A 12,418-nucleotide genomic window follows, 5' to 3' on the forward strand; every position below is an offset into this window, starting at 1 on the left:
TAAAAAAGGGGACGTAATTTAATAAAGGTCAAAAAAAATGCCACCTCCCTTTCGGGAAGTGGCATTTATTATATTACGCTATGTTTCGTGTAGCTAACTACGCTTAGAAGCGGTAGTTAATACCTACACGGATTTCCCATAGTGAAGGACCACGAACGATAGTCTCTTCAGGTCTAGAGAAGTCACTGTAAACGAACTGACCTGCGTCATTTACGCTTGCAGTAATAACTTCATCACCACCGAATGAGCCTTGACGGAAGTCACCCCATTGGTCGTTGATTAAGTTAGTTAAGTTCTCGATTACGAAGAACGCGCTAGCGCTGTGACCTTCGTAGAAGCCTGGTAGCTCTTGAGAGATACGTACGTCAGCTTTAAACCACCAATCAGCACTTTCGCTGTTACGCGCAAGGATTTCGCCACGTTCAAAACCGTTTGCATCTACCCAACGGTTAAATGCAGTTTCAGTTGATTCGTCAGCGAAAACAACGTTTGGATCGTTTACTTCAGGAATGTAAACAAGTTGACGACCGCTGATACCATCCCATGGGAACGGGTCAGCTAAGTCACGGTCTGTGCTGAATACATACGAGTAAGGCTTACCTTCGTTAGCTGTTGCAAACAAGTTGAAACGCGTTTGGTAACCGTCAAAGAACTCAGCAGTGTAACCTAGTGAGAAGTTGAAACGGTTGCCAACTGCATAGTCTGATGTAGCAGGTGTAGGGTTGTTTGGATCGCTAGTTGCAAAGTTTGCGTAGTTAGAGAACGCAACCGCACTTGTCATCGGGTTAGCATCTTCCGCATCAACGTATGCATAAGATAGCGCAGCATCGAAGCCATTATCCCAATCTTTACTTACACCAACAGAGAATACTACTGAGCTACCGTCACCTTGGGTAACGTTACCTAGGATGAAGTCAGACGTTTCGCGACGTGGATTAAGAATGTCATAAGCCGTACGGCCGTCAAACAATGTTGCACCGTTATCTACAATGTTCGCATCACGAACGATTGCAGAATCTTGGCGATCTGTATAGATCACGTCAGCGTTAATAACATACTCACCTGGGGCAATATAAGTTGCACCGAACGCATACTTCCACTCTGACGGAATTTCAAAGTCAGGTGCCGTTGCGTTAGTGTTTCCATCGCCATCAGTTAGGCTTGTACCCGCAACTTCGTCAAACAATGCTTGAGGTACGTTGTAGATAGGGTTGCCTTCGCCAGTAAGCGCTAGGTCAAACAATGACGTAGTACCTGCTGTGAAGCCTGGAATGTTGAATTCGCGCACACCGATGTTTGTTACACCGTCGTTAGAGTATGCGTTTGAAATCCAAACGTTCGGGTTACCGCCTGAGTATAGACCCAAGCCACCACGAAGTTCTAAGTCTTCGTTGATAGTGTATGTGAAACCGAAACGCGGTTGAAGAAGGTCAATACCGTCTACGTTAGCAGTGTTCGCAAAACCATAACGGTCAGTAAAGTTTTGGTTTAGCGTTGGTCTGTCGTCAGAACCGTAAGTGTCATAACGTAAGCCCGCCATGATCTTAAGGTCGTCAGTTAGGTAGAATTCGTCCTGAACGTAGAATGTAGTTACGTCAAATGCGAATGAAGCACCTGCGTCAGCTGGGTTATTAGTACCGGCTGAGTTGTTGTAGTAAATACGGTTTACTAGGCCTTGCTCGAAATCAGAAATGCTGTTGAAGCGGTATTCGCCCACAGTGTGCTGCATGAACAAGTTAAATACGTCAGTTTCTTCATATTCAACACCAGCTGTAATTTCGTGGTCACCCAAGAAATAAGTACCAGCAAGTTTAAAGTTGAACACTTCGTAGTTTAGGTCGTTTGATTGGCGTGAATCATCTGGACCAATGTATACCGTGCCGCCGCTATCAGTACGAATTTGTGCTTCAGCAAAACCAGAATCAGCGTCAAGAGATTGCTGACGGTTATCTAGGTCAGTGTGACCAATGCGAAGTTCAGTTGTGAAATCGTCAGACCAGTTTGAGTATAATGAACCAACAACTGTTGTTAACTCAGCGCCACGCTCGTAGAAGTGGTTGCTAAGAGAAAGACGCGAAGAACCGCCGTCAGACTGGCTTACGCTGAAACCATCGTTCCAGTTATAAACAAGTGATGCACGGTGATCAGCGTTGATGTTCCAATCCAATTTAACAAGAAGCTTTTCATCTTCAACTGGTGCAGAACCTGGCGTACCACCAACGTCATAACCGTATACGCGTTGTGCTACTTCAGAAATCTGGTCGATTTCACCTTGCGTTACACGGTTGCCTAGTGCGTTGTAATCATAAAGCTGAACACCTTCTAACTTCTCGTATGCCGCGAAAAGGAAAAGTGAATCTTTAATTAGTGGAAGACCAACATTGAAGCCATAACGCTTTTCAGTGTAGTCACCGTTATCACGCTCTTGGCTAACAGTCTCGTCGCCACGGTATGAATCGCTCGTGTAATCGAAGAATACGCCACCGTGAATTTCGTTAGTACCAGACTTGGTTACCGCGTTGATGTTACACGCAGTAAAGCCGCCGTATTCAACGTCAAATGGTGCAAGTTCTACTGCAACCTGTTGAATAGCGTCATAAGAGAAAGGCATATACTCTGTAGGGAAGCCGTTGCTATTTAGACCGAAGTTGTCATTCATACGAATACCATCAAGGGTCAAGCTGTTGTTACGTGGGCTTGCGCCACCACAGCTGATTGAGTCGTTGAAGCTTTCATCAACGAATACTCGAGGGTCAACACGCACGATGTCACCGATGCTACGGTTGATAGCTGGTGTATTTTCTAGTGCTTCAAGGTTGAAAACAGTTTGAGGGCCAGTTGCACCGAATGCTGTTGAAGACAACGAGCTTCCGCTAACCGAAATAACTTCGATATCGCTTGCATCTTCAAGAGTAAGGTTAACGCCGTATGCTTCACCAAGGTTGATGAATACGTCGTTTACTGTTGTATCTTGGAACTGGTCTGAATCTACAACGATGCGGTATGGACCACCAACGCGAAGACCACGTAAGTTGAACGTACCGTTTGCTCCAACAACGACTTCACGTGCCGTACCTGTCGGTTCGTGAATTACAGTAACTGAAGTGCCCGCAGCAGGTGTGCCAGTAGGTGTAAGAATACGACCTTCCATTGCAGATGACGTTTCTTGCGCCATTGCTGTGGTAGACAGACCTATTGACAGCGCGACAGCAGCAGCGATGCGGCTGAACTTTGCTGATGTGTTCATGTGTGTGTTTCCCTTATTGTTTAGAATTCTTTCGGCGTGGAAGAAATTTATCTCTAACACAACCTCTGATACTTCATTTCATGACTGCACGGATTGTCAATGAGCTTTATGTCATTTTTATTACAGCATGAGAAATTTCATTGTAGCTAATGATTACGTAGTGGCCAATTTTGAATAAAAAACTTGACCAACTGGTCAAGTTAATTTACTTGTTATTATTGTCGGCTACCGGTACTTATTAGACCAGCCTATTCTTGACACACGTGCAACTAATAAACAGCGTTTAATAAAAATCAGACTGATTTATAAAAAATACATAAAAAACAATAAATTAACACTTTAAAATAAACTTACCTATTGCAATAAATAACATTAACTGATGAAATCACCCCATAAATCATTAATTCATTTGGTCGTATTTTTGACGAGATTCAGAATTATCGCTACCGGAAGGTGGCTATTATTCACTCTAGCGGCGCTAATAAGCGGCGTGGCGAGCTATTTTTTTCACGTCGTTGAATTTGAGAGTTTACCGCCTAAGACTGGACAGCATTTAACCTGTGCAACGGCATTATCGGGTAATTCCGACGTGTTTTCGGTTTATGTGACAGACGGCACAATGGCGCAGATGGCGATTGACAGGCTTTGCGATAATAAAATCATTAAGCGTCAATATGGCGAGGTAAAGGTAATTATCGGCCAGAGCGATTATGATACTTTTAGGTATATTAACCATGGTGTCGCCGACCTTGCGATGGTTAAAAGTAACGTAGTGAGTGCATTTGGCGCCGACCAAATATATGGCCTAACAAGTATTGCTTCGCACCCCAATTACAGTGCGTACTTTATCGCCCTACGGGAAAAACCTAAATTAGAAAAAGAATATCTGCTCGGCAAGCGAATAGGCTTGCTTGACTACCCGAGTAGTCGTTCAGGCCACATTATTCCCAAAACCATACTTCAAGACTTAGGATTAACCGACGCAACGGTAGACATTACCTATTACAGTACGCATAAAGAATTGCGACGAAAATTGCTCGCGGGAGACGTAGACATTATATCTTCGTATTGGGCAGAGGAAGACAGTGAGAGTTTCTCTGAAAACTATATCGCCCCTCTTATGGACAGTGTAAGTGGTATGCAGTGGTACCTTAAAATGCAAACAAGAAACACTGACCTATATTGTGCAATGCAAAGTATTGTTCACGAGATAGCAATGTCACACCCCCGACCTTATTACAAAACGATTATTCTAGAACCGGGATGTGCCGATGACCTTTCCTAACGTTCATATGAAATCAAAACCTGCCATTTTTTTAAACGGGGTGCTGCTCTTCGTTTCTTTCCAGCTTCTCGCTTGTATCGGCCAATTCTTGGGGGCGCAAGCCACCATTCACAGCGCTATCGACAAGGTAGAGCGACGTATTAGTCTAGACAGCGCATTTTTAGATGTGGGCAATGAAACGTTAAGTACACCGGTTAATCAATATGCGGTCGTGCGTTATTTGTACGAAATCAACGATGAATTGCGCCAACGAGGTCTGCCTATTCGTGTTTCTGACGTTCAAGGTGTTAAGGCGAAACCAGAAACACTTGACGGACTGACACACCTACGTCCCGTTGCGCTGCAAAATGCAGAACAAACCATCACACTCAATCTGGTGACGCGTTCGCCCTTTTTTACTCTAGAGTTAAGTGTTTTAGCATTTATCGCATCGTTAGTAGTATTGCCCGTATTCGCAGTGCATTCGCGCAAGCCAACACGGTCTCATACCGTGTTAGAAGAAATACTGCCGCCAAAGCCAAAGCTTATTATCAATCTTGAGGATAAGACCTTAAGTAACGGTGTAAATGACACGGTCGTAGTATTGCAAAACAAACCGTTGTGCTTTTATTCCGCATTGGTCAGGTTTTGTATTGAAAACCCAGGCGAACCGTTGCAACCGCATAAAGATGTGCCGCATGAACTGGTTAACCTTGCCAACAAAAGTTTCTCTAGGCTTATAGAGTTAGGCCACACCAAACGAAAACGTCCCGACTTTAATGCAAATCTCGATAAAACGTTAAGTGAAATTCGTGCCTCACTCGACGAGGTATTTTCTGAATTTATCACTGAAAAAGAATGTTACTACCCGCCTCGTGCACAGGGTGAAGGTTCTCGGTCAAAACAACACTCTTACGCACTGACTAACATTACTTATGACGATATAGAATTTATTGGCAACTAGTAGGTGAAGCGCGGATAAGTGCGTGGTTATTGACTCTGGTTGCATACATTTCGTGCAGCACAAAATAGCACTGCTTTAAAATTTGACCATTTGGGCGGTTTTTCGCACCGCCTGATATTGCTCGCAATGCATTGAAAATACGCGAAAGTTCTAGCAAAGAACGATCCAAAAAACACTTTCAGTTTAATATATCATTGATTCATTGAGGCTAAACGCGTATCTTTGCACCAATAAAATCAGCTTTATACTATTATGCAATCGCCTTTAATTATTGCCATATCTGGAGCGTCAGGCTCTGGAAAGTCATTATTTACCGAAAATTTGTTCAATGGATTTTCTGCACAAGGTCGCCCCGTACAGGTGCTTCGTGAAGATCATTACTATCGTGCGCAAGACCATTTGCCTATGGAAGCGCGTGAGCAGAACAATTACGACCATCCCAATGCATTTGAACACGAATTGCTAAAAGCCCATTTACGGGCTTTACGGGAAGGCCAACCTATTGACTACCCTCACTACTGCTTTAAAACACATACTCGTTTACCAGAAACAGAACGCTTAAATCCCGCTCCTGTCATTATTCTCGAGGGTATCATGCTACTGGCGCGCCCAGAGCTATTGCCATTGTACGACGTGAAGATTTTCGTCGATACCCCGCTTGATATCTGCCTGATGCGAAGAATGATGCGTGATATTAAAGAACGCGGCCGCTCTATTGAGTCAGTAGCAAAACAATACGAAGAAACGGTTAAACCCATGTATCACCAGTTTATCGAACCAAGCCGATTTACTGCAGATGTTGTGGTGACACAAGGTGGTAAAAACCAAATTGCACTTGATGTGATCAAGTCTCACATTCAGCAAGCGCTTCTTTAAGGGAATAAAATTATGGTAGGTTTACTGGGCGTTGCGCTCCTTATAGGTATTGCATTAGCGATGTCGTCGGCGAGGCGCAATATCAACTGGCGCACTGTTGGTGGTGCATTCGCCATTCAAGCCAGCGTTGGTGCGTTTGTCCTGTATTCCGAACCCGGCAAGGAGTTCCTCCTCAAAGCAACAGAATTTGTTGGCAATATCATTGGTTACAGCCAAGACGGAATAAGCTTTTTATTCGGCCCCCTCAGCAACAATTCTCTTGGCTTTATTTTTGCGGTTAACGTACTTCCCGTTATCGTTTTCTTCTCCGCACTCATTGCGGTGCTTTATCACCTAAAGGTGATGGGCGTTGTTATAAAAATTATTGGTGGTCTTCTGCAAAAGCTATTAGGCACCAGTCAACCTGAGTCAATGTCTTCGGCGGCAAATATCTTTGTCGGTCAAACCGAGGCGCCTCTGGTAGTTCGCCCCTTTATTCCACACATGACTCGTTCTGAGCTGTTTGCCATTATGGTGGGTGGTTTGGCATCAATCGCGGGCTCTGTTATGGCCGGATATGCAGGTATGGGCGTAGAACTAAAATACTTATTGGCCGCGAGCTTTATGGCGGCTCCTGGCGGATTGTTGATGGCGAAGATTATTTTGCCAGAAACGACTAAACCAAATGAAGATTTACACGACGTAGATGCAGACAGCGCAGGCTACGCCAACGTATTTGACGCTGCTGCTAGTGGTGCAGCGTCAGGCATGCAGCTTGCGTTAAACGTAGGTGCAATGCTACTCGCTTTCATAGCGCTTATTGCCATGTTCAACGGCCTCATTGGCTGGACAGCGGGGCTATTTGGCTATGAAAATGTGACTTTTGAAGGGATCCTGGGGTTTGTTCTTCAGCCACTAGCATGGGCAATCGGCGTACCATGGGAAGAAGCACAACTTGCTGGTAGCTTTATTGGACAAAAGATGGTGGTTAACGAGTTTGTCGCTTACCTCAGCTTTTTAGACAACCAAGATCAGCTGTCTCAAGCCTCTCAGGCCATTATCACCTTTGCATTATGTGGTTTTGCAAACTTCTCTTCTATCGCTATTTTGATGGGCGGAATTGGTGCTATGGCACCAACACGCAGAAAAGAAATTGCGCGACTGGGATTAAAGGCGGTTATTGCTGCAACCTTATCTAACTTAATGAGTGCTGCACTGGCTGGCATTTTCCTTTCTCTCGGTTAACGTTTTTTTAGACAGACTATTTGGTCAAGTTTTTACTAGACTAAACGGTCAGGTTTATGTAAATTACGCACATTCTTCGCAGGCGTTGATCTGAATCAACGCCTGCGTCTTTTTTCTGTAGCCCGTCTACCTTTATAATGCCGCAATCAAAATATACGGGATAACGTTATGCAATTAGTTGCTGTTGATTACCAAGCTGAAAACGCACAAGAAGAATTTGTTAAATCACTTCGGGAAACTGGATTTGGTGTTCTTAAGAACCACCCTATTCAGCAGTCTTTGGTCCAGGGCATTTATGACAATTGGCAGGGTTTCTTCGATAGTGAACAGAAGAACGATTACCTTTATAACAAAGGTAAACAAGACGGATTTTTCCCTCAGAGTGTTTCTGAGGTAGCGAAAGGTTTTACGAAAAAAGACATAAAAGAGTATTTTCATTATTATCCGTGGGGACAATGCCCTGAAGCATTACTTCCACAGATTTCTCAGTATTATGGCGAAGCCAATGCGCTAGCCACAGAATTACTGGGATGGATTGAGAAGTACTCTCCGGTAGAAATTAGTAGCAAATATAGTCAGCCGTTGGGTGACATGATTAAAGACTCTGATCAAACGCTACTTCGTATTCTTCATTACCCGCCACTAGACGGTAACGAAGAGGTAGATGCCATTCGTGCCGCTGCGCATGAAGATATTAATTTAATTACCATTCTACCCGCGGCCAATGAACCAGGGTTACAAGTTAAAGCGAAAGATGGAAGCTGGCTCGATGTGCCATGTGATTTTGGTAACTTAATCGTAAACATTGGCGATATGCTTCAAGAAGCATCAGGTCAATACTTTCCATCAACGAGCCATCGGGTGGTAAATCCAGACGGTGCTGATATGACAAAATCTCGCATATCGCTGCCGCTGTTCTTACACCCTCGACCAGATGTTGTTCTATCAGAACGTCATACTGCGGGGTCATACCTGCAAGAACGCCTTCGTGAGCTGGGCGTTATATAAGTTAAGTTCCTTTTTGTAGTGTTATTTTGCCACGGCTTGTCCGTGGCTTTTTTTTATCTGTTCACCATTACTCTGATAGCCCCGCTAACGTGATCAGTTTAGATTGGTATCGGCTTTTCTCTTGTTCATCTGTCGCCAAACGTTTGGCTAGCGTCAGGTAATCCTGCGCGTTAGACACATCACCGGCTTCTAGGTACGCTTTTGCAAGACCAAAAGCAAACTCATGACGAGAGCTATCAAGCTTACGTGCCTTATGATAAAAGCGAATAGCGTCATCGACCTTTCCTTTATCAAACGCCTGCTCACCCAAAATAAAATGATAGAACGGGTTCGAGCTTCTGCGTAATTCAACCATATCGATAATCTCTTTTGACGCCTCCTTTCTTCCTTGATAATTATAGAGAATGGCAAGATTTTCCCAGGCTGTTAGATTGTTATCATCATTGGCAATGGCATATTGATAAGCCACCTCAGAGACCTCGTAGGCATTAACCATGCGATATAGCACACCTAAGTTAACCCAACTCTCCTGCACGTCAGGTGCTAACTGTGCCGCTGCTTTAAAATAGCGGTAGGCGCGACTGTAACTGTTTGCAATAAGCGCTTCAGCCCCCTTGTTGTTATAGAACATCGCTATAATGTTTTTTTTGCTAACCACGTTGCGAGGGAAATGGCTTCTTATCATTTGAGGGTCAAAATCGACATCAACTTTACTGGGGCCAATGAAGGTTATAAATGGGTCATCTTTTACCTCCACGCGTAAATTGACATGACCGTTTAAAAAACTAAATCCGGCCCTGCGAGTCCAATATTCAGGTATCTCAACCGAATAGAACGTAGCGTTGTACCCCGCATATTCTGCCAATGCGTACGTCATAATAGAGAGCGACAGGCAATTGGCTGTGCGGTTATCAAACGTTGTACTTGCAATTGAGTTCGCACCGCTTCGATACAGCATCCCCATTTGCGAATGGTCAAAGATAGCCGAAACTAATGTGTTGATATTTCTTTCACGGTTTTCAAGAGGTCTGAAAATGCCATCAACAAATGCTTTTGCATCGTCATTGAGCGCAAAAATAGTGTCTTCGTCTTCTAAAGGAAAAGATTGGTAGCTTGGAAAGAGTGAGTCATCAAATATTGCGCGTTCAGGCGCTTCATTACGCGAGGGTGTCGATTGGCAACCCGACAAACAAAACATGCTCAACACAATTAACATCGTTTTATACATCTGTCATCCCCGCTTAGAACGTCATATTGATTATAGCGCAACCACTTAAAATTCACATTTTATTAACACCTGGAATGTATCAGTGCGTCATTGTTATACCGATCACAAAATGCCATTACTAAAACTTAATCATCGAAACGCGTAGGCACGGCGTAATCAACACGGTATTAACAATTTCACTATAACCTAAGTAAAAAAGGAAAATTTATGCGTAAATTTATTTCAGCAGCCCTTGTATGCCTATTTAGCTTCACTGCGACTGCAGGGCATCACAAAATGCACGATCACGCAGACATCGTAGACACCGCAGCAAGTAAAGAAATGTTCTCGACGTTAGTGGCTGCCGTGAAAGCAGCGGATTTGGTGGATACCCTAAAAGGAGATGGCCCCTTTACTGTGTTTGCACCGACAAACAAAGCGTTCGCAGCCCTACCTGATGGAACCCTTGAGATGCTGCTTAAGCCAGAAAATAAGGCAATACTTACACAAATTCTCACGTATCATGTTGTTGCGGGTAACGTAACTGCCAACGATGTCATGGCACTTTCTTCTGCAAAAACGGTGGAAGGCAGCACAGTGGCGATTAACGCAGGAATGGGTAAAGTCATGATAAACAATGCCAATGTGATCAAGGCTGACGTTAAAACCAGTAACGGTGTCATCCATGTCATCGACACGGTATTGCTTCCTGCTGACGTTGCAAAAGCGCTATAATCTTATCTACAGCAGCAGTATTGTAAGAAGCATCGAACAATGACACGTCTTGTCTTCGATGCTTTTTACTCCTACATTTTTTCATACACATCGGACTGAGGACTTTGTTTTACAACGCCGACGCGCCTTAGACTTAAATCCAATATCGCTCAACGGTAATATCAACTATCATCTTACAGTCAGTCTCAGTTGTTTGGACTAAACATGATACCTACTAGTGTAAACGGTAAACGTATAGATGATTGCAATATACTTATCGTTGATGATCAAGAAAGCAGTCGGCTTGTCCTAAAAACGTTGTTGCAAGACATTGCACATTGCGATGCAGTAAGCTCTGGGCATGAAGCCATCTTGTTTTGCAGAGAACATACACCTGATCTTATCATAATGGATGTCATGATGCCCGATTTAGACGGCCATGAAACCAGCAGGCTCTTGCACGAGTCGGAACGATATTGCCCGCCGATTATGTTTGTTACCTCATCGAACAGCGACGAAGAACAATCTAAATGCTGGGATTCAGGTTGCGTTGATTTCGTAACCAAGCCCATCAGCGCTTGCACGCTCACAAACAGAGTTCGTTCTCAGCTTGTTAATAAGCTTAAAAGCGAGGTGTTAGAGTCGTTAATTTATATCGATAGATTAACCAGTACTTACAACAGACATTACTTAGATGATTACCTGCCCAAGCTTTTTAAAGATGCAAGCCGCAATCATTTACCGCTCTCAGTGATTATGGTAGATATCGATCACTTCAAACAATTTAACGATACCTATGGTCATCTTGAAGGCGATGAATGCTTGAAGGCGGTTTGTCAAAGCATGAACGAATGCTTACTGCGTCCATTCGATAAACTTATTCGAATGGGGGGAGAAGAGTTTCTGGTGATTCTTCCTAAAACGGATGAAAGAGGCGCTGCTATTGTTGCCCAGCGCATACTTGATGGCGTATTTAATCTAAATATTGAACATCAACACTCGCAGTATAAACGGGTGACGGTAAGTGCAGGTATTAGCTGTAAGCCTCATACTGTAAAAGTAGCCGTTGACCAGATGCTGTTAGAAGCGGATAAATACTTATATGAAGCAAAAAGTGCTGGCAGACATTGTTTTTTCCCAAATGCCAACAAGCACCATAATATGCATTCAAAAATAAAAGTGCTCAGTCGCTAGATTTAACGTTCCATTGTGACGTAAATACAATGGCGTCCTCATTACATTCATCCTAGCATTTTACGTCCTGTAGCGTGAGTATGCTTCATCTCTCCCAACCTACTACTGCTTGTCACCCCCAACTGCGTATATTGTGCGAGTAGCAGTTGAAGCGTCGCTAACGCATCGTCTAACGCATTATGTTCAGGTGCTATCGGTAGCCCTAAACGCTGTCTACATACCCTTAATGTAGCGCTATTGTTAGGCAAAACCTGATGCTGTTTTTTAAGCTGATAGACCGCTAATTGCAGGGTATCGATAAACGTTACACTTACTTTCGGCAAACCACACTGCTTGATGGCATTGTCCAACGCAGCAAGGTCAAGGGTTGCATTATGAAACACCAACACATGGTGTTTTAACAACGGGTATAGCGACCCTATTACCTCGTTTAACGGCTGCCCTTTTTCAAGCACCTCGCTTGTTAAGCCATGTATCACAGGGCTTTGCCCAAGTACTGCATTGGTTTGAATAACCTCATAGCGGCAGGTGCTAAAATCAATTGAATAATTTTTTGCCCCCACCCAACCTATTGATGTAATTTCAGCTTGCTTCGTATCTAATGATGTTAGCTCTAGGTCTATAGCGAGTAACGGTAACGATGCTACTGTCATGTCATTAAATGCCACGCGTGTTGACGTTTTGCTTCCACGCAACCAAGAAAATAGACCAGACAACATA

10 protein-coding genes are annotated in these 12,418 nt (G+C 43.8%); 7 read left to right on the forward strand and 3 right to left on the reverse strand.

Annotated elements, in window-relative coordinates; all coding sequences use genetic code 11:
- Positions 1-103 precede the first annotated feature (103 nt).
- Positions 104-3,247, reverse strand: a complete 3,144-nt coding sequence (locus ACOJRU_RS14800) for a TonB-dependent receptor (RefSeq protein WP_421132506.1) — start codon at positions 3,245-3,247, stop codon at positions 104-106.
- Positions 3,248-3,668: 421 nt separating this feature from the next.
- On the opposite strand from ACOJRU_RS14800, the gene ACOJRU_RS14805 reads away from it, so the two are divergent.
- From ACOJRU_RS14805 to ACOJRU_RS14825, 5 genes are all read left to right on the forward strand, one after another.
- Entirely contained in the window at positions 3,669-4,532 is an 864-nt protein-coding gene (locus tag ACOJRU_RS14805) for a hypothetical protein (protein WP_421132507.1), read from the forward strand.
- Complete coding sequence (locus ACOJRU_RS14810; protein ID WP_421132508.1) at positions 4,519-5,475, forward strand: hypothetical protein; 957 nt, start codon at positions 4,519-4,521, stop codon at positions 5,473-5,475. Before ACOJRU_RS14805 ends, ACOJRU_RS14810 begins: the two co-directional genes overlap by 14 nt.
- Positions 5,476-5,727: 252 nt before the next feature.
- Positions 5,728-6,351 (forward strand): uridine kinase, encoded by a 624-nt coding sequence (gene udk / locus ACOJRU_RS14815; RefSeq protein WP_421132509.1) that lies wholly within the window; start codon positions 5,728-5,730, stop codon positions 6,349-6,351.
- Positions 6,352-6,363: 12 nt separating this feature from the next.
- Complete coding sequence (locus tag ACOJRU_RS14820) at positions 6,364-7,575, forward strand: NupC/NupG family nucleoside CNT transporter (RefSeq protein ID WP_421132510.1); 1,212 nt, start codon at positions 6,364-6,366, stop codon at positions 7,573-7,575.
- A 168-nt stretch (positions 7,576-7,743) separates the two neighbouring features.
- Positions 7,744-8,583: a 2OG-Fe(II) oxygenase family protein gene (locus tag ACOJRU_RS14825; RefSeq protein WP_421132511.1), complete on the forward strand. Its 840-nt coding sequence runs from the start codon at positions 7,744-7,746 to the stop codon at positions 8,581-8,583.
- A 67-nt stretch (positions 8,584-8,650) separates the two neighbouring features.
- Here the strand turns inward: ACOJRU_RS14825 and ACOJRU_RS14830 are convergent, their stop codons facing one another.
- Positions 8,651-9,811, reverse strand: coding sequence for a tetratricopeptide repeat protein (locus ACOJRU_RS14830; RefSeq protein WP_421132512.1), 1,161 nt, complete (start codon positions 9,809-9,811; stop codon positions 8,651-8,653).
- 207 nt (positions 9,812-10,018) lie between these two features.
- On the opposite strand from ACOJRU_RS14830, the gene ACOJRU_RS14835 reads away from it, so the two are divergent.
- Together ACOJRU_RS14835 and ACOJRU_RS14840 are read left to right on the forward strand one after the other, a co-directional pair.
- Positions 10,019-10,525, forward strand: a complete 507-nt coding sequence (locus ACOJRU_RS14835) for a fasciclin domain-containing protein (protein WP_421132513.1) — start codon at positions 10,019-10,021, stop codon at positions 10,523-10,525.
- 204 nt (positions 10,526-10,729) lie between these two features.
- Positions 10,730-11,698 (forward strand): diguanylate cyclase, encoded by a 969-nt coding sequence (locus ACOJRU_RS14840; protein WP_421132514.1) that lies wholly within the window; start codon positions 10,730-10,732, stop codon positions 11,696-11,698.
- A 47-nt stretch (positions 11,699-11,745) separates the two neighbouring features.
- Here ACOJRU_RS14840 and ACOJRU_RS14845 read toward each other — a convergent pair whose 3' ends face one another.
- Positions 11,746-12,417 carry an exonuclease domain-containing protein gene (locus ACOJRU_RS14845; RefSeq protein WP_421132515.1) on the reverse strand — a complete coding sequence of 224 codons (672 nt, stop codon included), beginning with the start codon at positions 12,415-12,417 and terminating at the stop codon, positions 11,746-11,748.
- Position 12,418: the final 1 nt, after the last annotated feature.

The sequence above is a fragment of the Alteromonas algae genome, from assembly GCF_049117195.1.
GTDB lineage: Bacteria > Pseudomonadota > Gammaproteobacteria > Enterobacterales > Alteromonadaceae > Alteromonas.